General features: G+C 64.2%; 24 protein-coding genes and 1 pseudogene. 12 read left to right on the forward strand and 13 right to left on the reverse strand.

Going from position 1 to position 26,427, the window contains the following annotated elements; genetic code table 11:
* The 9 genes from IE097_RS03545 to IE097_RS03585 all read left to right on the forward strand — a co-directional run bounded on the left by IE097_RS03545 (position 1) and on the right by IE097_RS03585 (position 13,001).
* Positions 1-1,545 carry a TolC family protein gene (locus tag IE097_RS03545; protein WP_189458774.1) on the forward strand — a complete coding sequence of 515 codons (1,545 nt, stop codon included), beginning with the start codon at positions 1-3 and terminating at the stop codon, positions 1,543-1,545.
* Positions 1,535-2,278 carry an efflux RND transporter periplasmic adaptor subunit gene (locus IE097_RS03550; RefSeq protein WP_229797408.1) on the forward strand — a complete coding sequence of 248 codons (744 nt, stop codon included), beginning with the start codon at positions 1,535-1,537 and terminating at the stop codon, positions 2,276-2,278. The genes IE097_RS03545 and IE097_RS03550 overlap by 11 nt, the downstream gene beginning before the upstream one ends.
* Positions 2,275-3,618, forward strand: coding sequence for an efflux RND transporter periplasmic adaptor subunit (locus tag IE097_RS03555; RefSeq protein ID WP_189458776.1), 1,344 nt, complete (start codon positions 2,275-2,277; stop codon positions 3,616-3,618). Before IE097_RS03550 ends, IE097_RS03555 begins: the two co-directional genes overlap by 4 nt.
* On the forward strand, positions 3,615-5,708 hold the full coding sequence (locus tag IE097_RS03560; protein WP_229797409.1) for a site-2 protease family protein: 2,094 nt from the start codon (positions 3,615-3,617) through the stop codon (positions 5,706-5,708). The genes IE097_RS03555 and IE097_RS03560 overlap by 4 nt, the downstream gene beginning before the upstream one ends.
* 429 nt (positions 5,709-6,137) lie before the next feature.
* Positions 6,138-9,011, forward strand: a complete 2,874-nt coding sequence (locus IE097_RS03565; protein WP_229797410.1) for a ribonucleoside-diphosphate reductase subunit alpha — start codon at positions 6,138-6,140, stop codon at positions 9,009-9,011.
* Positions 9,012-9,288: 277 nt separating this feature from the next.
* Entirely contained in the window at positions 9,289-9,867 is a 579-nt protein-coding gene (locus IE097_RS03570) for a hypothetical protein (RefSeq protein ID WP_189458778.1), read from the forward strand.
* A 29-nt stretch (positions 9,868-9,896) separates the two neighbouring features.
* Positions 9,897-10,481 (forward strand): hypothetical protein, encoded by a 585-nt coding sequence (locus tag IE097_RS03575; protein WP_189458779.1) that lies wholly within the window; start codon positions 9,897-9,899, stop codon positions 10,479-10,481.
* A 66-nt stretch (positions 10,482-10,547) separates the two neighbouring features.
* Entirely contained in the window at positions 10,548-11,636 is a 1,089-nt protein-coding gene (locus IE097_RS03580; RefSeq protein ID WP_189458780.1) for a ribonucleotide-diphosphate reductase subunit beta, read from the forward strand.
* Positions 11,637-11,708: 72 nt separating this feature from the next.
* On the forward strand, positions 11,709-13,001 hold the full coding sequence (locus IE097_RS03585) for an STAS-like domain-containing protein (protein ID WP_189458781.1): 1,293 nt from the start codon (positions 11,709-11,711) through the stop codon (positions 12,999-13,001).
* Positions 13,002-13,233: 232 nt separating this feature from the next.
* Here IE097_RS03585 and IE097_RS03590 read toward each other — a convergent pair.
* The 13 genes and pseudogenes from IE097_RS03590 to IE097_RS03650 all read right to left on the reverse strand — a co-directional run bounded on the left by IE097_RS03590 (position 13,234) and on the right by IE097_RS03650 (position 24,214).
* A pseudogene (locus tag IE097_RS03590) lies at positions 13,234-13,452 on the reverse strand (DUF1653 domain-containing protein).
* Positions 13,453-13,989: 537 nt separating this feature from the next.
* Positions 13,990-14,724, reverse strand: coding sequence for an ATP-binding cassette domain-containing protein (locus tag IE097_RS03595; protein ID WP_189458782.1), 735 nt, complete (start codon positions 14,722-14,724; stop codon positions 13,990-13,992).
* A complete protein-coding gene (locus IE097_RS03600; protein ID WP_189458783.1) occupies positions 14,721-15,689 on the reverse strand; it encodes an ABC transporter ATP-binding protein in 969 nt (322 codons plus the stop codon). The genes IE097_RS03595 and IE097_RS03600 overlap by 4 nt, the downstream gene beginning before the upstream one ends.
* Positions 15,686-16,525, reverse strand: coding sequence for an ABC transporter permease (locus IE097_RS03605; protein WP_189458784.1), 840 nt, complete (start codon positions 16,523-16,525; stop codon positions 15,686-15,688). Before IE097_RS03605 ends, IE097_RS03600 begins: the two co-directional genes overlap by 4 nt.
* On the reverse strand, positions 16,522-17,496 hold the full coding sequence (locus tag IE097_RS03610) for an ABC transporter permease (protein ID WP_189458785.1): 975 nt from the start codon (positions 17,494-17,496) through the stop codon (positions 16,522-16,524). The genes IE097_RS03605 and IE097_RS03610 overlap by 4 nt, the downstream gene beginning before the upstream one ends.
* Positions 17,497-17,541: 45 nt before the next feature.
* A complete protein-coding gene (locus IE097_RS03615) occupies positions 17,542-19,104 on the reverse strand; it encodes an ABC transporter substrate-binding protein (RefSeq protein WP_189458786.1) in 1,563 nt (520 codons plus the stop codon).
* Between the two features lie 38 nt (positions 19,105-19,142).
* Positions 19,143-19,982 (reverse strand): taurine dioxygenase, encoded by an 840-nt coding sequence (gene tauD / locus IE097_RS03620; RefSeq protein ID WP_189458787.1) that lies wholly within the window; start codon positions 19,980-19,982, stop codon positions 19,143-19,145.
* A gap of 14 nt (positions 19,983-19,996) precedes the next feature.
* Complete coding sequence (gene tauC / locus IE097_RS03625) at positions 19,997-20,845, reverse strand: taurine ABC transporter permease TauC (protein ID WP_189458788.1); 849 nt, start codon at positions 20,843-20,845, stop codon at positions 19,997-19,999.
* On the reverse strand, positions 20,842-21,636 hold the full coding sequence (gene tauB, locus IE097_RS03630; protein WP_189458789.1) for a taurine ABC transporter ATP-binding subunit: 795 nt from the start codon (positions 21,634-21,636) through the stop codon (positions 20,842-20,844). Before tauB ends, tauC begins: the two co-directional genes overlap by 4 nt.
* Before the next feature lie 62 nt (positions 21,637-21,698).
* Positions 21,699-22,688: a taurine ABC transporter substrate-binding protein gene (gene tauA / locus IE097_RS03635; protein ID WP_189458790.1), complete on the reverse strand. Its 990-nt coding sequence runs from the start codon at positions 22,686-22,688 to the stop codon at positions 21,699-21,701.
* Between the two features lie 206 nt (positions 22,689-22,894).
* A complete protein-coding gene (locus IE097_RS03640) occupies positions 22,895-23,263 on the reverse strand; it encodes an ArsR/SmtB family transcription factor (RefSeq protein ID WP_189458791.1) in 369 nt (122 codons plus the stop codon).
* On the reverse strand, positions 23,250-23,717 hold the full coding sequence (locus tag IE097_RS03645; protein ID WP_189458792.1) for an SRPBCC family protein: 468 nt from the start codon (positions 23,715-23,717) through the stop codon (positions 23,250-23,252). Before IE097_RS03645 ends, IE097_RS03640 begins: the two co-directional genes overlap by 14 nt.
* Before the next feature lie 11 nt (positions 23,718-23,728).
* Positions 23,729-24,214 carry an SRPBCC family protein gene (locus IE097_RS03650; RefSeq protein WP_189458793.1) on the reverse strand — a complete coding sequence of 162 codons (486 nt, stop codon included), beginning with the start codon at positions 24,212-24,214 and terminating at the stop codon, positions 23,729-23,731.
* Between the two features lie 264 nt (positions 24,215-24,478).
* On the opposite strand from IE097_RS03650, the gene IE097_RS03655 reads away from it, so the two are divergent.
* The 3 genes from IE097_RS03655 to orn all read left to right on the forward strand — a co-directional run bounded on the left by IE097_RS03655 (position 24,479) and on the right by orn (position 26,419).
* Positions 24,479-24,823, forward strand: a complete 345-nt coding sequence (locus IE097_RS03655) for an FKBP-type peptidyl-prolyl cis-trans isomerase (protein WP_189458794.1) — start codon at positions 24,479-24,481, stop codon at positions 24,821-24,823.
* A 224-nt stretch (positions 24,824-25,047) separates the two neighbouring features.
* Positions 25,048-25,527: a DUF1579 domain-containing protein gene (locus IE097_RS03660; RefSeq protein ID WP_189458795.1), complete on the forward strand. Its 480-nt coding sequence runs from the start codon at positions 25,048-25,050 to the stop codon at positions 25,525-25,527.
* A 325-nt stretch (positions 25,528-25,852) separates the two neighbouring features.
* Positions 25,853-26,419 carry an oligoribonuclease gene (gene orn / locus IE097_RS03665; RefSeq protein WP_189458796.1) on the forward strand — a complete coding sequence of 189 codons (567 nt, stop codon included), beginning with the start codon at positions 25,853-25,855 and terminating at the stop codon, positions 26,417-26,419.
* The last annotated feature ends 8 nt before the right edge of the window (positions 26,420-26,427 follow it).

Below are 26,427 nucleotides of genomic sequence, written 5' to 3' on the forward strand. Positions count from 1 at the left end.
ATGAGAAAACCCGCAGCAAAGACGCTCGGTATCGTGATGGCGGGGGCACTGCTGTCCGCATGCGCGAACTTCGAGTCCAAACCCGCCGGCAAGGACGAGATGCAAAAGCGTGTCGTCGACGACCAGCGGCTGATGTATGCCAATCAGGAACCGGTGACCGGGCCGATTACCTTCTACGAAGCGGCCGCACGCGCGCTCAAGTACAACCTCGACTACCGGCTCAAGCTGATGGAAAGCGCGCTGGCGGCCAATCTGCGCGACGTTTCCAGCTACGAGATGCTGCCCAAGCTGGTGGCTTCGGCCGGGCGTACCGGCCGCAACAATGATTCCGGCGGTACCTCGATCGGCATCGAGGACGGCCAGGTCAGCCTTCGGCCGTCGACCTCGGAAGAGCGCTATCACAATCTCAGCGGCCTGACGCTGAGCTGGAGCGTGCTCGACTTCGGCATTGCCTACTATCGCGCACAGCAGAAGAACGACCAGATCCTGATGGCCGAAGAGCGCCGCCGCAAGGTCGCGCAGAACGTGCTGCAGGACGTGCGCAACGCCTACTGGCGTGCGCTGTCGGCGCAGCGGCTCAAGCCCGAGGTCGATGCACTGCTGCGGCAAACGCAGAAGGCGCTGACGGCCGCGCGCGAGGCCGAGGCCAAGGGTTTCCTGCCCAAGCAGGAGGCGCTGGCCTACCAGCGCGCCCTGCTCGATTCGGTCTACCTGCTGACGGTGCGGCGCCAGGACCTCGAGTTCGCCCAGGCCGAGCTGGTCGCGCTGATGTCGCTGCCGCCGGGCACGAAGATGGTACTGGCCGAGTCGGTCGAACAGGCGTTGCCGACGTCGAACGTCGACGTGGCCGAGCTCGAGCAACTGGCGCTGGAAAGCCGGCCGGAAATCATGGAAGAGTGGTACCGCAAACGGGTGAACCAGACCGACATCGACATCGCCAAGATGCAGCTGTGGCCGAACATCGGTGTCGATTTCAGCGGTCAGTACGATTCGAACGCCTATCTGTACAACAACAGCTGGTCGCAGGCCGGGATCCGCGTGTCGCTGAACCTGCTGCAGCTGCTGCAACTGCCGTCGCTCAATGCGGCGCAGCAGGCGCAGGCGCAGACCGACGACACCCGGCGCATCGCGCTGTCGATGGCGGTGCTGACCCAGGTCCGGATCGGTACCCTGCGTTACCAGCTGGCGTCGCAGGAGCTGGCGTTTGCCGACGACAGCCTGCGCGTCGACGCCAATCTGCTCGAATATGCCCGTGCCGCGAAGTCGACCTCGATCGGCAACCAGCTCGAAGTCATCCGCGCCGAAGGACGCTACCTGCTGTCGCGCTATCAGCGCGAGGCTGCGTACTCGAGCGCGCAGGCCGCCTGGGGCCGGATGTACAACTCCGTCGGTTTCGACGTACTGCCCGAAACCATCGATCAACAGGATGTAAAAACACTCGCCAATGCCATTCAAGCCACTGTTACCGAGCAACAACTCCGCCGTCCGAAATACCTTCTCAACACCGGCTCCAGCGGCGTCGAGGCGGTGCCGGTTGCGCAGTAAGCTGGTCGTGCTGCTGGCCGCCGTGGCCAGTGCGGGGGCGATCGCCGCCAAGCCGGCCGTGCCGGAAGACCCCAATGCCATGCGGGTGCTGCTGGCGCCGGTGCTGGAAACGACGCTGTCGAGCCAGATGGCCGGCACGCTGGGCACGCTGAACGCCTCGCTGGGCCAGAGCGTCGGCAAGGGCGCGACGCTGGCATCGCTCAGCTGCGGCGAGGTTCAGGCCCGCGCCAGTGTCGCCAGGGCCGAGCTGAACATGGCCAGGCAGAACCTCACCGCCAAGCAGGGCATGCACGCGCTGAACGCCGCCGGCGACATCGAGGTGGCGACCGCACGCACCGAGGTCGAGAAAGCCAACGGCGCGCTGGCCCTGGCCAACGCGCAGCTGGGTTATTGCAAGGTGTCGGCGCCGTTCGGTGGCCGGATCGCCAAGGTCTACGTCAAGCCCTACCAGACCGTCGCGGCCGGGACGCCCTTGTTCGATCTGGTCAGCGACGGTGCGCTCAAGGTGCGGCTGAATGTGCCGTCGACGCTGCTCAGGAAGCTGAAAAAGGGCACTGCACTGGATGTGACCATCCACGAAACCGGCAAGACCTATGCGGCCAGGGTCAGCGCCGTGAATGCGCGGGTCGACGCGGTGGCGCAGACGGTCGAGCTCGAGGCCCGCCTGAACGCCGCGTACCCCGAATTGGTGGCCGGCATGAGCGGCGTGGCGCAACTCGCGAACGCGCAATGAACGAATCCTTGCCCCACCCGCAGCTCCTGCTGAGCCTGGACGCGGTGCGCGACCTGGCGCTGGCGGCGCCGTCGCTGGACGCGCTCGCGTTTTCGATGGCGAACGATCTCTATCCGTTCCTGCAGTTCTATCAGGCGGTGGTGTTTGCCGAGCACGAAGGCGGGCGGCTGGAGCTGCTCGCCGTGTCCGGTCTGGCCAAACCCGGCGAGGATTCGCCCTATCTGGTGTGGCTGATGCGGGCCGGGCGTTTTCTGGCAACGCAGGCCGGCGGCGACGCGCCGGTCTGGCTGGCGCGCGACCGGCTGGCGCTGGACGACGATCTGGTCGAAGGCTGGCAGGAGTGGTGGCCGGCCGGCGCCTGGGTCCTGCCGGTGCTCGACCGCGAGGGGCACCGGCTGGGACTGCTGTGCGTGCTGCTGGACGAGCCGCCGCCGGAAGCGTTCCCGGGCCTGCTCGACGGGGTGCGCCTGACCTGGTCGTATTGCTGGGCGGCGCTGAGCAGGCGGCGGCGGCGCTTCCGGATCAGGCTGAGCAAACGCCAGTACACGATCGGTGCGGTGGTGCTGGCGCTGATCATGGCCGTGCCGGTGCCGCTGACCGTGCTCGCGCCGGCCGAGGTGGTGTCGCGCGAAGCACAGGTCGTCAGCTCGCCGGTCGACGGTGTGGTCGAGCGCATGCTGGTACGACCGAACCAGCAGGTCGAGGCCGGTACGCCGCTGTTCGCGCTCGAGGAAACCACCTTGCGCAACCGCGTCAGCGTGCTGGAAAAGCAGGTGGCCGTTGCCGATGCCGAACTGATGGCGGCGAGCCAGCGTGCTTTCGACAATCCGCAAAGCAAGGGCGAACTCGCCGAACTGGGCGGTGTGGCGCAGCAGCGTCGCGCCGAGCTGGCGGCCGCCACGGCGCAGCTGACGCGCAGCCAGGTCAAGTCGCCCAAGGCCGGTGTCGCCGTGTTCAGCGACGTCAACGACTGGCTGGGCAAGCCGGTGGTGACCGGCGAGCGCATCCTGTCGGTGGCCGATCCGGGCAAGCCGGCGATGCGGATCGAGCTGCCGGTGGCCGACGCGATCGCGCTCGAACCCGGCGCCGAGGTCACGCTCTACCTGACGGCCTATCCGCTGACGCCGCTGCACGGCAAGGTGCTCGAAACCAGTTACCAGGCCAAGCCCAGCGAATCGGGCGTGGTTGCCTATCCGCTGCTGGCCAGCATCGACGGCGTACCCGCCCACGCGCGGCTGGGCCTGCACGGGACTGCCAAGCTCTACGGTCAGCGGGTGACGCTGGCGTACTACCTGCTGCGCCGGCCGCTGGCGGCGGTGCGCGCCTGGACCGGCTGGTGATCGGCACGTCGCCGGAAAACCTGCCGGTCTTGCCGCTGCGCGAAGACCTGAAGCTGATGCCGGCGCCGCCGAACCGGCAGGGCGAGCCGGGCTGGGTGATTCAGGACGTGGTGCTCAACCGCTTTTACCGGATCGGCTGGCTCGAGTTCGAGTGCCTGCTGCGCTGGGGCGAGACGCCGGCGCGGATCTGCGAAGCGATCGCCACGCAAACGGCGCTGCATCCGGACGTGGCGCAGGTCGTCGCCTTCCAGCAGTTTCTGGAGCGCAACCAGCTGCTGCGCAGCGCGAATCCGGCAAAGGGGAGGGGCGACGAGCGGCTTCCCTGGCTCAACTGGCACTGGTGGCTGCACCACTACCTGTTCTTCCGCATTCCCTTGTTGCGGCCGCAGCGCATGCTGGGGCAGCTCGCAGGCCGGCTCGACTGGCTGTTCAGCCCGTACGCCGCAGCACTGGTGATCCTCGCCGGGCTGACCGGCATCGTGCTGGTGCTGCACCAGTGGGACACGTTCACTTCGGCGGTGGTCGAGTCGTTCTCGGCCGAGGGCGTGCTGAGCTTTGCTGCGGCGCTGATCGTCGCCAAGACCCTGCACGAGCTGGCACACGCGCTGGTCGCGACCCGGCTGGGGCTGAAGGTCGCGCATATGGGCGTCGCCTTCGTGGTGATGTGGCCGATGCTGTACACCGATACCGGCGAAAGCTGGAAATTGCCCAATGCCCGGCAACGGCTGGCGGTCGCGTCGGCCGGCATCCTGTGCGAACTGGCGCTGGCCGGGCTGGCGACGCTGGGCTGGGCCTTGAGCGATCCGGGCCCGTGGCGCAATGCCTTGCTCTATCTGGCGACGACGAGCTGGGCGCTGTCGCTGGCACTGAACGCCAGCCCCTTCATGCGCTTCGACGGCTACTTCATCTGCTCCGACCTGCTCGACTTTCCGAACCTGCACGAGCGGGCCACCGCGCATGCCAAGGTCTGCCTGCGGCGCGTGCTCTGGGGGATGGACGAGCCGTGGCCGGAGCCGTTCACACCGAGACGCCGCGCCGCGCTGATCGCGTTTGCCTACATCACCTGGCTGTACCGGCTGGTGCTGTTCCTCGGGATTGCCGCGACCGTCTATTTCTTCTTTTTCAAGCTGCTCGGGTTGTTCCTGTTTTTTGTCGAAATCACCTGGTTCATCATGATGCCGATCGGCCGCGAGCTGAAATACTGGTGGCAGCACCGCACCGCCATGCTGGTCAGCCGCCGGCATGGCTTCTGGGTGTTGCTGGCGTTGTTGTCCGTGGTGGTTGCGGTGCCGTGGCGCACCGAAATCCATGGCAATGGTGTCGCCCGGGCGGAGCACCAGCTTCGCGTTTTTGCGCCGTTCCCGGCACGGCTGCAGCAGGTGCATCCGGTCGGCAAGGTGGCGGCCGACGACTTGCTGGTCGAACTGGAAAACCCCGACATCGACTCGCAGGTCTGGCGCTCGGAAGCCGAACTGCAGGGCTATCTGGCGCGGATGGCGGGGCTGATCGCCGATGCGGCCGGGCTGGAGCAGCAGGCGTCGATCCGGCAGCGCATCAACGTCCAGCTGGGCGAGACGGCCGCGGCGCGCTCGGAAATTGCCCGGCTCAAGCTGAAAGCGCCGTTTGCCGGCGTCTGGCAGGATGTCGACCCCGATCGTCGTGCCGGCCAGTGGATCGGCTCGAAAGAGCCGATCGGCATCCTGTTCGACCCGAGCCGCTGGCAGATCGACGGCTACATCAAGCAGGACGATGTCGACCGGGTTCGCCCGGGCGATCCGGTCCGCTTCTACCCGGTCGGCGACGCCGCGCCGATCCGCGGCAAGGTACTCACGGTCGGCCGGACCAAGGTGCGCCAGCTGTCGCACCCGGTGCTGGCCTCGCGCTACAAGGGGCCGATTCCGGTTTCGAGCGAGCGCAACGAGCTGATTCCCAATCCGGCGGTCTTCCACGTGCTGATCCAGCTCGACACGCCACCGCCGGCCCTGCGCGAGACGGCGGGGCAACTGCAGATCGAAGGCGCCCGGCGCAGCTGGCTGGTCGAAGGCGGCATGCACCTGCTGGCGGTGCTGTATCGCGAAAGCGGCTTCTGATCCGGGCACGCGCAGGGGGGGCGAAGCCGGTGGCGAACGGGTGAAATTCACACTCGCGCGCCAGGGGGCGCCCTGTTGTAAAAAAGCATCTGCTTATATAGAGCGGCCCGTCGCCGGAACACCGCATCCGGTCTGGACGGCGGACCCAGGCGAGCCGGCACATCCGCATGACATGGCCGGTTCTGCTTACCCGGTTTTCGCTGGCGACGACAGCTTTCACCCCCTGCCGGCCGTCGCTTATCACAGCATCGCGCTGTTGCACTAGCCGGCGAACTTCCCCTAGTATTTGTGTTGATCGCAGTTTGCAGACACAAGATATTGTGTTTCTTCACAATGTGTTCACAGACTTGTGCACATCATCAGAATCCCCTCTAGCCAGAAGGAACAGAGCGCATGTACGCCCCGCTGGATAGCACCACTGGAAGCCGAATGACCGATACCCTCGATAGCACCGCGCAGCACGACAACAGCGCGTACACCAACTACAAGATCATCCGCCGCAACGGTGCCGTGGTGCCGTTCGAGCCGCTGAAGATCTCGGTGGCCGTGACCAAGGCCTTCATCGCCGTGCAGGGCAGCCAGGCGGCTTCGTCCGCGGGCGTACGCGAGCGCGTTGCCGGCCTGACCGATTCGGTCGTGCGCGCGCTGATGCGCCGCAAGCCCGAAGGCGGCGCGATCCACATCGAGGAAATCCAGGATCAGGTCGAGCTGGCGCTGATGCGGACCGGCGAACATGACGTCGCGCGTGCCTACGTGATCTACCGCGAACAACGTTCGCAAGAGCGCTCGCACGCCAGGGTCGAGCACGAAGTCGAGCACCACGACAGCATCAACGTGATTTACGAAGACGGCAGCCGCCGCCCGCTGGATCTGGGCCGTCTCAAGGCGCTGATCGCATCGGCGTGCACCGGTTTCGACGGCGTGACCGACCAGGCCGCCATCCTGAACGAAGCGCTGAAGAACATTTATGACGGCGTGTCGGCCGAAGAAGTGCGCAAGTCGGTCATCATGGCCGCGCGCCAGCTGATCGAGAAGGACCCGTCGTACTCGCAAGTCACCGCGCGCCTGCTGCTCGACAGCCTGCGCCGCGAAGTGCTCGGCGAGGAAACCAGCCATGAAGACATGGTGCACGCCTACGCGCGCTACTTCCCGGAATTCATCAAGCGCGGCATCGACGCCGAGCTGCTCGACGACCGTCTGGCCCAGTACGACTTGGCCCGCCTCGGCGCCGCGCTGAACCATGACCGCGACTACCAGTTCGGTTACCTCGGCCTGCAGACGCTGTACGACCGCTACTTCCTGCACGTCGATGGCGAGCGCATCGAGCTGCCGCAGGCGTTCTACATGCGCGTGGCGATGGGCCTGGCGCTGAACGAGATCGACCGCGAAGCCCGTGCGATCGAGTTCTACAACGTGCTGTCGACCTTCGACTTCATGAGCTCGACCCCGACGCTGTTCAACTCGGGCACCCGTCGCTCGCAGCTGTCGTCGTGCTACCTGACGACGATCGCCGACGATCTCGACGGCATCTACGAAGGCATCAAGGAAAACGCGCTGCTGTCGAAGTTTGCCGGCGGCCTCGGCAACGACTGGACCCCGGTGCGCTCGCTGGGTTCGCACATCAAGGGCACCAACGGCAAGTCGCAGGGCGTCGTGCCGTTCCTCAAGGTGGTGAACGACACCGCCGTCGCGGTCAACCAGGGCGGCAAGCGCAAGGGCGCGGTCTGCGCCTACCTGGAAACCTGGCATGCGGACATCGAGGAATTCCTCGAGCTGCGCAAGAACACCGGTGACGACCGCCGTCGTACCCACGACATGAACACCGCCAACTGGGTGCCGGACCTGTTCATGCAGCGCGTGATCGAAGGCGCCGACTGGACGCTGTTCAGCCCGGCCGAAGCGCCGGACCTGCACGACAAGTACGGCAAGGACTTCGCCGAGGCGTACGCCGGCTACGAAGCCAAGGCCGCCCGCGGCGAAATGCGCGTGGTCAAGAAGCTGCCGGCGCTGACGCTGTGGCGCAAGATGCTGACCATGCTGTTCGAAACGGGCCACCCGTGGATCACGTTCAAGGATCCGTGCAACATCCGCAGCCCGCAGCAGCACGTCGGCGTGGTCCACAGCTCGAACCTGTGCACCGAAATCACGCTGAACACCAACGACCACGAAATCGCCGTCTGCAACCTCGGCTCGGTCAACCTGGTGAACCACCTGAAGACCGTCGACGGCGCCGTCGTGCTCGACCAGGACAAGATCGCCCGCACCGTGAAGACCGCGATGCGCATGCTCGACAACGTCATCGACATCAACTTCTACCCGGTGGCCAAGGCGCGCAACTCCAACCTCAAGCACCGTCCGGTCGGCCTCGGCATCATGGGCTTCCAGGATGCGCTGCTGGCACAGCGGATTCCGTACGCGTCGAACGCCGCGGTCGAGTTCGCCGATGCGTCGATGGAAATGGTCTGCTACCACGCCTACTGGGCGTCGACCGAGCTGGCCGAAGAGCGCGGCACCTACCCGAGCTTCAAGGGCAGTCTGTGGGACCGCGGCATCCTGCCGCTCGACTCGCTCAAGCTGCTGGCCGAAGAGCGCGGCGGCTTCCTCGAAGTCGACACCAGCGAGCGTCTGGACTGGAACGCGCTGCGTGAACGCGTCGCCACGGTCGGCATGCGCAACTCGAACTGCGTCGCCATCGCCCCGACCGCGACCATCGCCAACATCATCGGCGTGTCGGCGTCGATCGAGCCGACCTACCAGAACCTGTTCGTCAAATCGAACCTGTCGGGCGAGTTCACCGTGGTCAACGACTACCTGGTGCGCGACCTGAAGGCCCGCGGCCTGTGGGACGAGGTGATGATCTCGGACCTGAAGTACTTCGACGGTTCGGTTGCCCGCATCGACCGCATTCCGCAGGACCTGCGCGACATCTACGCGACCGCGTTCGAGATGGATCCGAAGTGGCTGGTCGAAGCCGCATCGCGTCGCCAGAAGTGGATCGACCAGGCGCAGAGCCTGAACATCTACATGGCCGGTGCGTCGGGCAAGAAGCTGGACGAGCTGTACAAGCATGCGTGGATCCGTGGCCTCAAGACGACCTACTATCTGCGCACGCTGGCCGCATCGAACGCCGAGAAGTCGACCGGCCGTGGCGGCGAGCTGAACGCCGTGCCGGTGGATGGCGGCTACAGCGCGCCGGCGGCCGTGGCTGCGGCGCCGGCGGTGGAAGCCGAACCGGTGATGGAACCGGCGACCGACATGAAGTTCTGCTCGATCGACAACCCCGATTGCGAGGCCTGCCAATAAACCCATCCCGTTAGGCGGCTGCGCCTGCGCATTTTGCTTCCGTCCGATGCTCGACATCCTCATGGCCCATACGGCCACTCCGGTGTCTGCGCTTCGGGCGAATAGCAAACTGCTTTGGCTCGCTCGCCTACCGGAACGGGTTGGACGGTAGTTGCCGAGATGGCCCGGTTCGCCGGGCCCGATTCCTGAACCGCTTGCCTGCAGGCGGTTGATGAATCGGTTTCAACAAGAAAGCCAACAAGGCCGCCAACGAGCAGGCCAGCGGGGAGAGAAGGGAATGAAGACGGTTCTGGCAGGCCTGGGTCTGGCCCTGGCATTGACGGGCTGCACGCAGATGCAGCAGGTATTCAGCAGCAACGAGCCGAAAAAGCTCGAAGCACCGGCCGGGCAGGCCAGCGTACTGGTGACGCTGACGTGGCAGGCGCCGGAGCCGGATGACGCCAGGGTGTCGCTGGTGCTGCGCGGGCCGAAGGGCGAGCAGGTGCTGACGGCCAAGGAGGGCGATGAAGTGCGCTCGCCCAACGGGCCGAGTGTCCCCGGCAAGCGCTTCGTGCTGAACCTGACGCCGGGTCGTTACCAGCTGATGCACGTGCAGGGCAGCTGGCATACCGAAGAGGGCGGCCGCGAGCGGACCCAGCCGGTGTGGCTGCCGCTGGGGCAGACGTTCACCGTGGCCGCCGGCGAGGTGGTCTACATCGGCAACGTCAACGTGGCGCTGGATTTCAACCCGTCGGTCGCGATCAGCAATCAGGCCGGCCGCGACTTTTATGACCTGGTGATGAGCAAAACCGCCAACGAGCTGTCCAACATCCAGGTGAAGCTGCCGCAAGCCGGCAGCCTGCCGTACGGAAGCTGATGCCGCCTGCGGGCGGACTGGAGGATGCGATGCGTATCCACGGATGGTACAAACGCGCCGCGGCGCTCGGCCTGCTGATCCTGCTGGCCGGCTGTGCGTCGCTCAAGCCGCAGACCGATGCGGGCAAACTGGTACCACCGCCGGGGCAGGGCTATGCGGTGCTGGCGTTCACGCTGAACAGCCTGCAGCCCGACACCGGCGACGCCAATCTGGTGTTCAGCGGCGCCGGCATCGGCGGCAATCTGTATGCCAGCGAGAACACGGACTACATCCGCGCACCGGGCAAGGTGCCGGACGACAAGGGCCGGCTGACGTTTGCCGCGCTGCCGCCGGGCGATTACACGATCACCCATGTCTACGGCTACTGGGGCATGCCGGACACGCTGGGACAGGCCGGCATGCGCAACGTGATCAGCCTGCCGCGGCAGGACCGTTTCAGCATCAGGGCCGGTGAAGTGGTGTATCTGGGTGACTTTCACCTGAACATGAACTTCCAGCCCGACGTCGTGCTGAGCAACCAGCAGGCCCGCGACTTCAACCACATGCAGGTGATGTGGGGCGTGAGCGATTTTTCCAACGTCCAGGTTCAGTTGCTGAACCCGGGCAGCAAGTAATACACGGGGCGCGGCACCGGCCGCGCCCGGCATTGATACAAACATTGACAGATAAGGACTAGCACCATGCTGAGCTTCGAAGACGCCACCCCATCCACCACCACCCACGGCGCCGGCAGCGTCCACGCCGCGACCGAAGGGCGGGTCAACGTCGTCGACAAGCGCGTCATCAACGGCACCACCGACGTCAACCAGCTCGTGCCGTTCAAGCACAAGTGGGCGTGGGAAAAGTATCTGGCCCAGTGCGCCAACCACTGGATGCCGCAGGAAGTGAACATGCAGCGCGACATCGAGCTGTGGAAGGACCCGAACGGCCTGACCGACGACGAGCGCCGTCTGGTCAAGCGCAACCTCGGCTTCTTCGTCACCGCCGATTCGCTCGCTGCCAACAACATCGTCCTCGGCACCTACCGCCAGATCACCAGCCCGGAATGCCGCCAGTTCCTGCTGCGCCAGGCGTTTGACGAAGCCATCCACACCCACGCCTACCAGTACATCGTCGAATCGCTCGGCCTTGATGAAGGCGAGATCTTCAACGCCTATCACGAAGTCGCGTCGATCCGGAACAAGGACGAATTCCTCATTCCGTTCATCGACGTGCTGACCGACCCGGAGTTCAAGAGCGGCACGCTCGAAACCGACCAGCAACTGCTGCGCTCGATCATCGTCTTCGCCTGCATCATGGAAGGCCTGTTCTTCTACGTCGGCTTCGTCCAGATCCTCGCGCTCGGCCGCCAGAACAAGATGACCGGCGCCGCCGAGCAGTACCAGTACATCCTGCGCGACGAATCGATGCACTGCAATTTCGGCATCGACCTGATCAACACCATCAAGCTGGAAAACCCGCAGCTGTGGACCGAACCGTTCAAGGCCGAAATCACCGAACTGTTCAAGAAAGCCGTCGAACTCGAATACGCGTATGCCGAAGACACCATGCCGCGCGGCGTGCTGGGCCTGAACGCTAGCCAGTTCAAGGAATACCTGCGCTTCATCGCCAACCGCCGCATGCAGCAAATCGGCCTCGACCAACTCTTCCCGGGCGTGACCAACCCGTTCCCGTGGATGAGCGAAATGATCGACTTGAAGAAAGAGAAGAATTTCTTCGAGACGCGGGTGACTGAGTATCAGACTGGCGGGGCGTTGAGCTGGGATTGATTAATAACGTTTGATTTTTATGGAAAAAGGTATGCCGTTTGGTATGCCTTTTTTATTGCTGTCGATGGTTTAATGCTGGCACGCATTGTATCGCAACGTCCAATAAACAAGGCTAATATCATGAGGTTTAAAAGGCGAGGGAACATAATAACCCCTCCGGTAGAGCTAATTATTGATGATTTGAGTGAGCTGAGTGCTGCTATTTATTCCGCGATTGATGGTCGGGGTTATCAAGATATAACCATTGATTTTGAAAGGTGTGTCAAGGCTGAGCCAGAGTTTATGCTTGCATTGTGTGCGATATCGCGCCATCGAAGAGGTAATGGCATAGATATAAATATAAAGTTGCCTAAGAACGAGAAAATGAGAAGGCTCTTTGTAAATACTAATTGGGCCCATCATATATCACCGGATATGTATCCATATAGAGAGTTTTTTGGATATGCTCAGGTTCCTGCGACATATTTCTCAGATAGCGAGGGGCAATATGAGGCAGTTAGCAAAATCGTTGATGTGATTCTTACTCATGTTGATGGTATATCAAAGAACGATTTTGCAGCTTTCGAATGGGCTGCTAATGAAATGACGGACAATGTTCTTGTTCATTCAAATATGCACTGTGGCTTTGTTCAGGTTTCTAAGTTTAGAAAGGATAAAAAGAAAATCTCTCTAATTGTTTGCGATGTTGGAATAGGTATTCCTGATAGTTTGCGTTCTGGGGTTTTAAGTAGAAGAAACTTAAGTGACGAAAATGCTCTTGCTGAATCAATAAAAGAGGGCATTACTCGTGATAAAAATGTTGGACAGGGTAATGGGCTGTTTGGTAGTCACCAAATATGTACGAAAAGTGGCGGTATGTTGAAAATAACCTCAGGTTACGCGACTCTTTATGCTCACGGAGAAGAAGTTGAGGTAAGAACTAACAAGGCTCCATTTAATGGTACATTAATAGTGTCTGAGATCGATTTTTCTACGATAGGGCTATTGGAGAATGCATTAAAGTTTGATGGTAAGGTGCATGAGGCGCTATCTAGGATTGAATCTATGTATGAGGATTATCAACAAGATATCCTCAGGGTTAAGATTCTTGGGTGCGCAACTTCATTTGGAAGTCGTGCGTCAGGTTTTCCTGTTAGGAGTAAGATTAAAAATCTGATGGATATGTCCCCGGGTTGTGGCGTTGAGATTGATTTCTCTGGCGTGCCGCTAATGACGAGCAGTTTTGCGGATGAAGTTGTCGGGAAGTTGTTGGTTGATATTGGTGGGGATGATTTTTTTAAGAAAATTAGGATAACCGGTTTGGATGATTTGAATAAGAAAATTGTTAATAGATCGTTGGCGCAGAGGCATAATGATCATCGATGATTGCCGTGGTGTGCTGGATAAACCAGTTGGTGTCGACAATTTGCAGCCTTGTAGCGCAGGCTGGCGTTGATCATTCCAACGCCTTTTGTGTATTGCGCTAGCCGGGCGGGACCGGCGGTTTGGTTGTTTGGTTTGGGTTTTTTAAGAAACTGAAGCGCCAACAGCATCAGTCATCAAGCCTTCCGCAGTCGAGTCGCGGAAGTCGGACCAGAGCGCACGACCGGCAAAAAACCTACAAACTCCCCGAATCCACCACATAAGAAAACCTCGGCACCATCTCGCCCGCCACCTCCACCTGCTCGAAAAACATCGCGTACGGCCGCACCCTCAGACCGAAATCGCCGTACAGCGCGCGGTACAGCACCAGCTATTCGGTCGTTTCCGAATGGCGGACGACGTCGATCACTTCGTAGTCGAGATTATTGTAATGGCGGTAATGGCCGGTTTTCACCGCGGTACGTCGGGTTGGTTTGATCGCGTCTGCAATTGGTGGATTGTCGCTTCACTCCGAATCCACCCTACGCCGGCGGTAGGGTGGATTCGGCGGAGCCAATTCACCGTTTTGTTTAATAGTGTGCCGATCGTGAATTGAACCCGGCGATTTTTCAGTTTCCGTCGCGAGGCAAAGAAAACGCGGGATCCAGAGCGCCAGTTTTTATCCCCTCGTCAAGCGCCGAGGGAGTGGAGAGAGACAAGTCGGCTTTATGGCTTGGCTCGCGACCGACCGAGGGTAGTCCGGAGGGCCGTAAGGCGCGGGGTCGCCTTTCTTTGGCGAAGCAAAGAAAGTAACCCGCCAGCCGGGCGGGTCCGGCAGTTTGGCTTTTGAATCGCGGCACACCGGATCAGGTTAATGGTGCAGACAATCGGCGGATTGTCGCTACGCGCCGAATCCGCCCTACGCAGCGAACACCCGGACCAGCATACCTTAGCCACCCGGAACGCCTCCGGAAAACGGGTGCCAACCGGATGACCTCGATTCGGGGTCCGTTCAGGAGCGGAAGAGGGAGCTGGGCAAGCCGGCCAGTTGCCCTGCTGAGGTCGTCTCCACGATCCGGCCGTGGTGCATGACGACGACCCGCTCGCACAGGTGGCGCACGACACCCAGGTCGTGGCTGATGAACAGCAGTGTCAATCCCAGCTCGCGGCGCAACTGTTGCAGCAGGTTGAGGATCTGGGCCTGGATCAGCACATCCAGCGCCGCAACGGCTTCGTCGCACACCAGCAGCTGCGGTTTCACGGCCAGTGCGCGGGCAATGCCGACGCGGGCGCGCTGTCCGCCGGAAAGCTGGTGCGGGTAGCGCTGCGCCAGTTGCGGGTCCAGCCCGACGCGGTTCAGCTGGGTGGCGACAAAGTCGCTTTCCCCGCTGGTGATCAAGCCGTGAATGCGCGGTGCTTCGGCGATCAGTTCGGTCACGCGGGCGCGCGGGTTGAGGGCGGATGCCGCGTCCTGGAACACCATCTGGATGCCGGCGTGCGGCCCGTCCGGCAGGCGTTGTCCTTGCCAGTAGCGCTCGCCGGCGGTGGGCGGCAGCAGGCCGACGATGATGCGGGCCAGCGTGGATTTGCCGCTGCCGGATTCGCCGACGATGCCGACGGACTCGCCAGCGTGGAGGGTGAGGGAGACATCATCCAGCGCCTGCAGCGTGGATCGCCGCTGGCGCCAGCCATTCGCCAGTACATAGCTCTGGCTGATGTTCCGGGCATGGAACAGGGGTTCGTTCATGGCGGGGTCACCAAGGGAAAGAAGCACCGCACCGTCCGCGCCTCGCCGGTGGCAACTTGTGGCGGCGCTGCGATGCAGGCGGCCGCGGCGCGCGGGCAGCGGGCGCGGAAGCGGCAGCCTTCGGGCGGCGGCGAAAGGCCTGGCGGCTGGCCGGGCAGCGTGGCCAGTGGCGTGCCGGGCGGTACGCTGCCGGGAATCGCGCCCAGCAGGGCGGCGGTGTAGGGATGGGCCGGGGCTTGCAATACCCGGGCACAGGGGCCGGATTCGACGATCTGGCCGGCATACATCACCAGCACCCGGTCGGCAAAGCCGGCCGCCACCCCCAGATCATGGGTGATCCACAGCACTGCTGTACCGTGGTCGCGGCGGTACTGGTCGATCAGGGCCAGGATCTGCGCCTGCAAAGTGACATCCAGCGCCGTGGTCGGTTCGTCTGCGATCAGCAGGGCGGGCCGGTTGATCAGCGCGGCGCCAATGGCCACCCGTTGGCGCATGCCGCCGGAGAGTTCGTGCGGGTAGGCGCGCAGGCGCTGTGCCGGGAGGGTGATGCCCACCTCGTCGAGCATGGCCAGCGCTTCGTCCCTGGCCGCGTTGCGGCCGACGTTACGGTGGGCGCGGATGGTTTCGACCAGCTGGGTTTCGATCCGCAGCACCGGGTTCAGTGTCGCCATCGGGTCCTGAAACACCATCGCCAGCCGGTCGCCGCGCCGCCGGCGCAGCTGGCTCTCGGGCAGGGCGCTCAAGTTTTCGCCCAACAACGTGATCTCGCCGCCGACACGACGCAGCGGCGGGTCCAGCAGCCCGGCAATGGCCAGACCGGTCAGCGTTTTGCCGGAGCCGGATTCGCCCACCAGCGCGACCACCTCGCCGCGCTCGATATGCAGGCTGACGCTGTCGACGGCATGGGCAGGGGACTTGGTGTCGCCGATGTGGATGGTGAGGTCCTTCACGTCGAGGACGCTCATCGTCCGGCCTCGCGCGGGTCGGCCCGCTGGCGCAGCGCATCGGCCAGCAGATTGCAGCAGGTCAGTACGACGACCAGCAACAGGCCGGGAAACACGCTGATCCAGTAGCGTCCGGACAGCAGGTACTGGAAGCCGTTGGCGATCAGCAGGCCCAGCGAGGGCTCGGTGACCGGCAATCCCAGCCCGAGGAAGGACAGCGTAGCTTCGAGCGAAATTGCAGCGGCAAGCTGCAGGGCGGCGACGGTCAGCAGGGTGGGCAGGCAATTGGGCAGGACGTGGCGCAGCAGGATGCGCCATGTCGGCAGCCGTAACAGCCGGGCCGCCGCGACGTAATCCTTCTGGCACTCGACCAGCGCGGCGCTGCGTGCGGTGCGGGCGTAGTAGGCCCACTGTGCCGCCAGCAAGGCCAGTACGATCTTGGACACGCCCGGCCCCGTCAGCGCCAGCAGCACCAGCGCCAGCAGAATGGCCGGGAAGGAGAGCTGGATGTCCACCACGCGCATGATCAGCGCATCGACCCAACGGCCGTGCCAGGCGGCGAGCAGGCCGAGCACCACGCCCGCCGTGAGGGCCAGCAGTGTGCTCAGCACGCCGACAGCCAGACTGATGCGCAAGCCGTACAGCATGGCGGACAGCATGTCCCGGCCCTGTGCATCGGTGCCCAGCCAGTAGGTGCCGCCGTGGTCGAGGGCCGCGCTGCCCGGTGGCAGGCGTGCATCCAGAATGTCCAGCGTGGCCAGATCGTACGGATTCTGCGACGCCAGCCACGGCGCCAGCAACGCGGCGAGCAGCAGGGCCGCCAGCAGGATCAGGCTGAACCAGCCGCGGCGGCTCATGACCGGCTCCTGAGGCGCACGCGCGGGTCGAGCAGCGCATAGAGCAGATCCACGGCGAGGTTGATGGTGACGAACAGCGTGACGGTGACCAGCAGGTAGGCGACAACGACGGGCCGGTCGAGCTGGCCGATGGCCTCGATCAGCAGCTTGCCCATGCCGGGCCAGGCGAACACGGTTTCGGTGACCACGGCAAAGGCGATCAGCGAGCCGAATTCCAGCCCGCTGACCGTCACGATCGGGATCAGGATGTTCTTGAACACGTGCACGAACACGATCCGCGCCGGGTGCAGCCCCCGGGCGCGGGCGAAGCGGACGTAGTCCTGGCGCAATGCCTCGCGCGTGGCGCTGGCGGTCAGCCGCAGCAGCAGCGAGCATTTGAACAGTGCCAGCGTCAGCGCGGGCAGCAGCAGGTGGCGCCAGCCGTCGAGCGAACCGATCGACAGCGGAATGCCCAGCCAGAGCGTCGTTTCGCCGCGCCCGCCGGTCGGCAACCAGCCCAGCCAGACGCCGAACAGCATGATGAACATCATGCCGACCCAGAAGGTGGGCAACGAAAAGCCGAGCAGCGACAACGCGTCGATCAGCCGGGCCGACCAGGACCGGGGTTGCAGCCCGACCCACAGCCCTAGCGGTACGCCCACCAGCAGCGCAATCAGCAGCGCCGCAACGGCCAGCTCCAGCGTTGCGGGCATGCGTTCCAGCACCAGCCGGATCGCCGGTTCGCCATGGACGAAGGATCGCCCCAGATCGCCGTGGACCAGCGCGCCTAGGAAGCGGGCGTACTGCACCCACCACGGCTGATCCAGCCCCAGCCCGCGGCGGACGCGGGCGATGTCGTGCTGGTCGGCCTGCGGATCGACCAGCAGCGCCAGCGGATCGCCGATCGCGAACACGGCCACGAAGACCAGCGCCGACATGGTCAGCAGCACCAGCAGCGCCTGAATCAGGCGCCGGATCATGAAGCCCGACATGAAGGCCTCAGGACGTGATGCGGTATGAAAGGATCAGTGCCGCGCTCATTCCGGCTTGAACTGCCAGGCAAAGCTGAACTCATCCACGCGCGGCGTGAACTTGATGCCCTTCTTCAGGCCCCAGCTGGCGTACTGGTGGTAGAGCGGGATGACGGCATAGTCCTTCAGCGCCTGTGTGGCGGCCTGTTCGGCCAGTTTCTCGCGTTCCTGCGGCTCGACGCTGGCGAGCGAGGCCGCTACCAGCTGGTCGACTTTCGGATTGCTGTACCTGCCCCAGTTCCAGCTGCCCCAGCCGGTGTCCGGATTGGGCGTGCCGACCAGCGAGCGCAGCGCAAAATCACCCGCCAGCGACCCCCAGCCCAGCAGTGCCACGCTGTAGTCGCCGGCCCGCGCCTTGCCGAAATAGGCCGACAGCGGCAGCGTTTCGACCCTAGCCTGGATGCCGACGCGCGTCAGCAGCTGGGCGACGGTCTGCACGACCTGCTCGTCGTTGATGTAGCGGTTGTTCGGGCCGTGCAGCGTCAGCGCGAAACCGTCCGGATAGCCTGCTGCGGCCAGCAGTTTCTTCGCGCCTTCCGGGTCGTAGGCTTCCGGCTTCAACGCCTTGGCATTGCCGAGGATGCCCGGCGAAACGATGTTGCCGGCGGGGATGGCCAGCCCTTCCAGCGTGCGTTCGACCAGCGCATCGCGATTGATGGCCTTGGAAATGGCCTGCCGGACCCGGACATCCTTGAGCGGATTTCTGGCCAGCGGCTTGCCGGCCTTGTCGGTGACGTAGGGCGAGTTGTCGCGCCACTGGTCCAGCTGCCAGAACAGCGTGCGCCACGACGCACGCTGCGCGAGTACGAACTTGGGATTGGCCTTGAGCCGGGCGATGTCGGCGGTCGGCACGTTCTCGATGGCATCGACGTCGCCGGCCAGCAAGGCGGCCAGGCGTGGCGCGTCGCTGGTCAGGATGCGGAAGGTCACCTTGTCCCACGCCGGCTTCTCGCCCCAGTACTGCGGGTTCCTGACCAGTTCGATGGCTTCGCCGCGCTTGAAGCTGGCGAACTTGAACGGCCCGGTGCCGATCAGCGCCTTGCCGCTGTTGAAGTCCTCCGGCGTGGCGTTCTGCGCGGCTTTTTTCGAGACGATGAAGATCGAATTCACGTCCAGCGGCAGCGGGCCGTACGGTGTCGCGGTCTTGAGGCGCACCGTGTAGCGGTCGACCACCTGCTTGGCGACGATGGGCTTGGTGTAGCTGGTGAACGGCCCCGGGCTGTTGGTCAGCGTGGCCGGGCGGTCGAGCGAAAAGATGACATCGTCGGCGGTCAGCTCGCTGCCGTCGTGGAACTTCACCCCGCGCCGCAGCTTGAACTCCCAGGTGGTCGGATCGACCGCCTTCCAGCTGGTCGCCAGCCCCGGCTGCAGCTTGCCGTTCGGGTCGATGCTGGTCAGCGATTCGAACAGGTGCGACGACAGCGCGATGTTGGGGGCGATATTGACGAAATGCGGGTCCAGCGACGAGACGTCGGCGGCAAGGCCGATGCGCAGGTCTGCCGCGTGGGCGGGCAGGATGGCGGCAAAGGCGAGGGTCAGGGCGGTGAGGGCATGGTGGAAACGGGGCATGGCGGCTCGATGCTGAGAGGGTGGGCGTAGTTTAGAAATCAGAACGGCGCATCGCCAAGAATGGTGGCGCGATGCATCACCCGCCGGGCCGGCAGGTAGTCGGCAATCGCGTAGTGCTGCGTGGTCCGGTTGTCCCAGAACGCCACGTCGTCCACCTGCCAGCGCCAGCGCACGGTGAACTCCGGTCGGGCGATGTGGGCGTAGAGGAAGGCCAGCAGCGCGGCGCTTTCCCGTGGCGGCAGTTCGTTGATGCGCAGCGTGAAGCCTTCGTTGACGAAGATCGCCTTGCGCCCGGTGACGGGATGGGTGCGGATCACCGGGTGCGACAGCGGCGGGTGCTTGGCCCGGGTCGCTTCCCACTGGGCCCGGCCCGCGTCGGAAACGGCATGACGGCTGGCGGGGAAGGAGAGCGCGAAGTCGTGCGTGGCCGTCAGGCCGTCGAGCAGCGTTTTCAGTTGCGGCGACAACGCATCGAAGGCCGCCGTGCCGCTGGCCCAGAGCGTGTCGCCGCCGGTAGGCGGCAACTGCTTGGCCGACAGCACCGCACCGAGTGGCGGCGTCGGAATGAAGGTGACGTCGGTATGCCAGTTGTCGTTGTCCGGCAGGTTGTCCGCGTGCGTGTCCAGCACGAGGATCTGCGGTGTTTCGGGCACGTTAGGGTAGATCGGGTGAATGTGCAGGTCACCGAACTGGCGGGCGAAGTCGCGCTGCTGTACCGGTGTCAGCGGCTGATTGCGGAAGAACAGCACCTCGTGTGCAAGCAGCGCATCGTTCAGCGCCTCGCGCTGTTCGTCGTTCAGCGGTCCGGCCAGCGAGACGCCGTCGACGATGGCGCCGAGCGCGGGACTGAGCGGGGTGAGGGTGATGGAATGGGGCATGGGGAACTCCGGGTTCAACGGGACTGGCCTTGCCAGGGCACCAGCCGGCGCTGCAGGGCGCGCAGCCCCAGCTCGAGCGTGAAGGCGATGACGGCGATGACGATGATGCCGAGCACGACCACGTCGGTAACGAGGAACTGGGCCGCCGACTGCACCATGAAGCCCAGCCCGCGCGTGGCGGCGACCAGCTCGGCGGCGACCAGCGTGGACCAGCCGGTGCCCAGACCGATGCGGACGCCGGTCAGGATGTCCGGCTGTGCCGACGGCACGATGACGTGGCGGATCAGCTGCCAGCGGCTGGCGCCCAGCGACTGTGCGGCCCGCAGCCGGGTCGGATCGACGTTGCGCACGCCGGTGGCGGTGGCGATGGCAATCGGCGCAAAAATGGCCAGATAGATCAGCAGGACCTTGGACAGCTCGCCGATGCCGAACCAGATCACGATCAGTGGCAGGTAGGCGAGCGGCGGAATGGGGCGGTAAAACTCGATCAGCGGATCGAGCACGCCGCGTGCGGTACGCGACAGCCCGATTGCAATGCCGACCGGCACGGCAAACAGCACCGCTGCGACCAGCGCGGTCACGATGCGGAAGGCACTCGCGCCCAGGTGCTGCCAGAGGGTGGCATCCATATAGCCCCGGGTTGCCGTCAGCCACAGCTTGGCGACGATCGCCTGCGGTGGCGGCAGGAACAGCGGGGCAATCAGGCCGCTGGCGCAGACGCCCCACCATAGCAGCAATACGCCGGCCAGCGTCAGCAGGCTGATGCGCAGGGCACTGCGCGGCCCGGCCTCGGGGGGCGTCGGTTGCGCGGCTTCGGCGGTAATGAAAACGTGCTTGCCCAGTGTCAGTTCGGCGCTGTTCATGCGATGGCTCCCTCGGCACGGTTCGTACGGTGGGCGAAGACCCGCGCCAGCACGTGCTCGCGCACGGCGATGAAATCGGGCTCGGCCTTGATGCTGCGTACCGGCTCGCCCGCTGCGTGGCGGCGGCCGAAGTCGAGCTGCAGCCGCTCGACGATGCGGCCGGGCCCGGGCGACATCAGCACCAGATCGGTGGCGAGGAAGACGGCCTCCTCGATGTCGTGGGTGATCAGGAAAACCCGTTTGCCGGTTTCGCGCCAGATGCGCAGCAGCAGCGCCTGCATCTGCTCGCGGATGAAGGCGTCCAGTGCGCCGAACGGTTCGTCCATCAGCAAGACCTGCGGGTTGGCCGCCAGCGCCCGCGCCAGGCCGACGCGCTGACGCATGCCGCCGGACAGTTGCCAGACCTTGTGTCCGGCATGGTCCGCCAGATCGACCAGCTGCAGGACTTCGCGGGCACGGGCTTCGCGCTCGCGCTGCCGTACGCCGCGCAGGCGCAGGCCGAAGGCGACGTTGTCGCCGACGTTCAGCCAGGGCAGCAGCGCATCGTCCTGGAACACCACGCCGCGCTCGGCGCCGGGGCCGGTCACCGGTTCGGCATCCAGCGTGATCGTCCCGCTCGTGGGCTTGATGAAGCCGGCAATCAGGTTCAGTAGCGTGGTCTTGCCGCAACCGGACGGGCCCAGTGCGACAACCAGACTTTCCGGTGGCACGGTCAGCGACACATCCGAGAGCGCGGTGCCTTGCGCACCCGGATAGCGTACCGAAACGCGATCGACGATCAGCGAGGACATGGGGGAATTCCTGTGCAGGAGCGGGGACGACCGGGCAAGCCCGGCCGTGATATTGCGATGTATTACTTGCCAGCCGTCTGGACGAAGCGGCCGTTCACGTACCCGGTGTAGCTTTGCTGGACGGCGTCGACCTTGCCCTGATCCTTGAGGAAGGCCGAGGTGTCGGTCAGTGCCTTGACGGTGGGGGCCGCCAGGATTTTCGCCTGCTCGCTGGCGACCGGATAGCGGTTGCCTTCCAGTAGCGCGGCGACTTCCCCGGGCTTGGAGCCGGTGATGCGGGCGACTTTCTCGGTATTGGCCGCGTTGGTGGCAAAGGCCTTCGGATTGGCCTGATAGTCGGCGTAGGCCTTGAGGGTGACGCGGGCAAACTGTTCGACGAACTTCGGATTCTTCTCGGCAAAATCCTTGCGAACGATCCAGGCGTCGAAGGTCGGCGCGCCCCACTTGGCCACGTCGGTCGAGGTCACCAGCACCTTGCCGTTTTCCTTGGCCTTGCCCAGCGCCGGATCCCAGACATAGGCCGCGTCGATATCGCCACGCTGCCAGGCCGCGGTGATTTCGGACGGCCGCAGATTGACGATCTGGACTTTGGACGGGTCGATCTTCCAGTGCTTCAGCGCGGCCAGCAGGCTGTAGTGGGTGGTCGACACGAAGGGCACGGCGATCTTCTTGCCCGCCAGATCGGCCGGCTTGCTGATGCCGGCACCGTTGCGGACCACCAGCGCCTCGGCCGAACCGATCTGCGCTGCGATCAGGAAGGTCTGCACCGGCAGCGAGCGGCTGGCGGCGGCGGCCAGCGGGCTCGAGCCGACGTAACCGACCTGCACGTCGCCCGACGCAATGGCGGTGATGACCTCGGCGCCGCTTTCGAACTTGCGCCAGTTGATCTTGCTGCCGGTGGCTTTCTCGTAGGCGCCATCGGCCTGCGCCACCTTGGCCGGTTCGACCGTCGTCTGGTAAGCGACGGTGACCTCGTCGGCCTGCGCCGTGAGCGCAACCCCGGCCAGTGCCAGCGACGGCAGCAAGTACTTGAAGCGATTCAGTGTGCTCATCGGATTTTCCTCATGTATTGGCCACAGAGGGGCGTGTCGTGGCGAAGAGGCAATCTAACAAGCGGCGCTTTAAGTTAAAAAGGAATATTAAATGATTTTTAAATAACCATTTTTCGTTTCTGGTGCAAGGTTTCCCGACGTGCGCCGGGCGCTGCTTTGCGACGTTGGCGAGGCGGGCTCGGGCCGTCGCCCGTGTTCGCGGCCGGTTACGGCGATTCGGCAAAGAGCTTGAGCTTTTGCAGCGCAATGCCCCATTCGTGGCCGATCACGTCCAGCGTCTGCCTGGCGCCTTCGATCTGTGCCGGGTCCAGTTGCCACAACCGTTCCCGCCCCATTTTCACATCGCGCACGACGCCGGCTTCGGCCAGCACCTGCAAGTGCTTGGTGACGCCCTGTCGGCTGATGTCGGTGTTGGCGGTGAGCTGGGCGATCGAGAGCGCGCCGCCGGCGCAGAGCACGGCGACGAGCTTCAGCCGGATCGGGTCGCCCAGCGCGGCGAACACCCGCGCCAGCGTGTCGCTGGCGTGGATGACGTCGCTGCGGTCGTGGGCAACGAGGGGACTAGGCGCTGGCATGACGGGCGATATTCTCCAGTTGCGCCGCCCAGCCGTTGCCGTTCATGCGGAACGCTTCGAGCCGGCGGTGCGGGGGCACGTTGTCGAAGCCGGATTCTGCCACCTTCAGCAGCGTGGTGTTGTCCGGCGCGTCGTGCAGCGTGAACACCACGCGGGTCGGCGTTTCCAGTTCGTAATCGATCGTCGGGTCGACCGGATACGGGTGCCAGTGATAGGACAGCAGCTGTTGCGGCTCGATCCGTTCGATCACCACGTCGAAGTGGATGTGCTCGAAGCCCTTGATGGTGATCGGCCCGCGCGTGCGCTGACCCGGCAAAAACGTCTGGCCCTTGAGGTCAGCACCGAACCAGGTGCCGAAGGATTCGGCGTCGGCCAGCGCGCGCCACACCCGCTCGCGGGGTGCGTTGATGACGATGCTGCGTTCGATCCGGTCGGTCTCGCTGACAGTGCTCATGGTGTGGTCCTTCAGGCGGCGATGGGTACGGCAGGGTGCGGTTCGGCCGGGCGGTACGGCGTGCCGGTGCCGGTGGCAACGTACTGCTGCAGGCTGGTGAGGAAGTGCTGCCAGCCGTTCTGGCATAAATCGTAGCACTCGAATGCCGGCACCAGCCCGAGATGGACGAAGTCCAGCCGGGTCTGGCCGTCGCCGGCCGCAGCAAGACGGAACTTGATCCGCGTGCCGACCCATTCGTCCTTGCGGGTAAAGGCGTCGACGTCGGTGAATGCGGCAGTGCAGTACCAATGCACTTCGGCGGACGGCGTCAGTTGCTCGATGCGCATGTGCATGAAATGCGAGCCGAAGCGGAAGCGCAATTCGCTGCCAACGGTGTCGGCCGGATCGACATCGCTGTCGACCGTCCACCAGCCGCGCAGGCCGGCGGGCGTGGTGAGGGCGGCATAGACGTCGGCCGGCGTGGCGGCCAGGACAAGGCTTTGGTTGTAGTCGTTCATGATGGGGCTCCTTTGGGATTTCAATAGGCAACTTAATGGTTGCTTGTTGTAGTATGCGATCCGGACCGATAAATGCAACTAAAAAGTTGCGTTTTGTGTTGCGGCGCGCAGGGAGCTGGCAGGATGATCGGCGCTGGAGCCGCACCATTGCTGGTACTGAAACGGATGGACGGGTAGAGGCGGCGCGACGGCCGGCCGACGGGCGGCAAAGGGGGGCGGTGGTAGAATCCTCGGCTTCTTCTCCTTACCGTATCGAGCGCCACCATGAGCAATGAAGAACTCCGGATCGAAGACCTGGCCGTTGGCGAGGGCCGCGAAGCCGTCAAGGGCGCGCTGATCCGTACCCATTACACCGGCTGGCTGGAAGACGGCACGAAGTTCGACTCGTCGCACGATCGCGGCCAGCCTTTCCAGTGCGTGATCGGCACCGGCCGGGTCATCAAGGGCTGGGATCAGGGCATGATGGGGATGAAGGTGGGCGGCAAGCGCAAGCTGTTCGTGCCTGCACATCTGGCCTATGGCGAGCGCCAGATCGGGCCGCACATCAAGCCGAACTCGAACCTGATTTTCGAGGTCGAGCTGCTGGAAGTGCTGACCCGCGACGACTGAGCGCGACAAATGCCCCAAGGGCACTCCCTGCAGGGCGCAAATCCTGCGGGTTGCGTTGTGCTCGCTTGCCGTACCGCTTGTACTGTCAGCGCTTCGCACGCTTTGCCAGCACCGTTGCACCGGGTTTTTTTCGCCGCTCAAGGCGCCGCCATTCGGCAGCTTACGGCCTTGCTGCGCCGCACTGCTGACTAGGCTGGCATCTTCAGGTTCTGAAGGAGCCGGCCATGAAAACCGAAGTCCTGCAGCAGCACCGCTGGCTGCAACAACTGCTGGGCGAGTGGACGTTCGAGTGCGAGATGCAGGGGCCGCCCGGCCAGGTGCCGGAGAAAAGCAGCGGCACCGAGTCCGTCCGTGCGCTGGGCGACATCTGGGTGATCGGCGACGGGCGAAGCACGATGCCCGACGGCGACCCGTGCTCGATGCAGATCACGCTGGGTTTCAACGCCGACACGCAGCGTTTCACCGGCAGCTGGGTCGGCTCGATGATGACGCACATGTGGATCTACGATGGTGAGCTCGATCCCGGCGGCCGCATCCTGACACTGTCCTCGACCGGGCCGGACTACATGAATCCCGGCCAGACCCGCGTGTTCCACGACGTGATCGAGATCGTCGACGCCGATCACCGGGTGATGCGCTCGGAAGCGCAGGGGCCGGACGGGGTGTGGACGCCGCTCATGACCGCCCGTTACGCCCGGCGCTGAGTTGCGCTTGTCGACGGTTCGCCTCCGCCCGCGTGGGCGACGGACAAAAAAATCCCCGGCCGGTTCGCCGGGGGAGAAGGACGGGAGGCCGCATGGCAGGGCGGTGACTCCTGTTCCAGTCTAATGCTGCAGTGCAGCAAATCAAATGGCATACAAAGCGGGCCGCCAGGCGGTCAATCGGGCGGCCGGTCGTATGGCTGGCAAGGGCGGTGAATCCGCCCGTCGACGCAGGCCGGCAGGGCTTCGGTGTTAAAATCGGTACAGCTTCGCAGCTGCGCGGCCCCCGCCGCGCGGCAGCCCAACCCGATACCGAAAAGGATGTGCAATGGTCGACCAGAACAACCTGATCTGGCTGGACATGGAAATGACCGGTCTTGATCCGCAGAACGACAGGATCATCGAGCTGGCGATCGTGATCACCGACAGCCAGCTCAATACCGTGGCCGAATCGCCGGCGTGGGCGGTGCATCAGCCCGACAGCGTGCTTGACGCGATGGACGACTGGAACAAGTCGACCCACGGCCGCTCCGGCCTGATCGACCGGATCAAGGCGTCGACGCTGAGCGTCGAGGCCGTTGAGGCCGAAGCACTGGCCTTCATCCAGCAATACGTGCCGCAACGCACCAGCCCGATGTGCGGCAACTCGATCTGCCAGGACCGCCGTTTCATGGCGCGCTGGATGCCCCGGCTCGAAGTCTGGTTCCACTACCGCAACCTCGACGTCTCGACGCTGAAGGAGCTGTGCAAGCGCTGGCAACCGGACGTGCATCGCCAGTTCAAGAAGAAGGCCCGCCACGAGGCGCTGGCCGACATTTACGAGTCGATCGACGAACTCAAGTTCTACCGCGAACACTTCCTCAAGGCGCCGGTGGCGCCGCTGCTGGTCGACTGAGCTTGTGG

The sequence above is a fragment of the Jeongeupia chitinilytica genome, assembly GCF_014652315.1.
Lineage (GTDB): Bacteria > Pseudomonadota > Gammaproteobacteria > Burkholderiales > Chitinibacteraceae > Jeongeupia > Jeongeupia chitinilytica.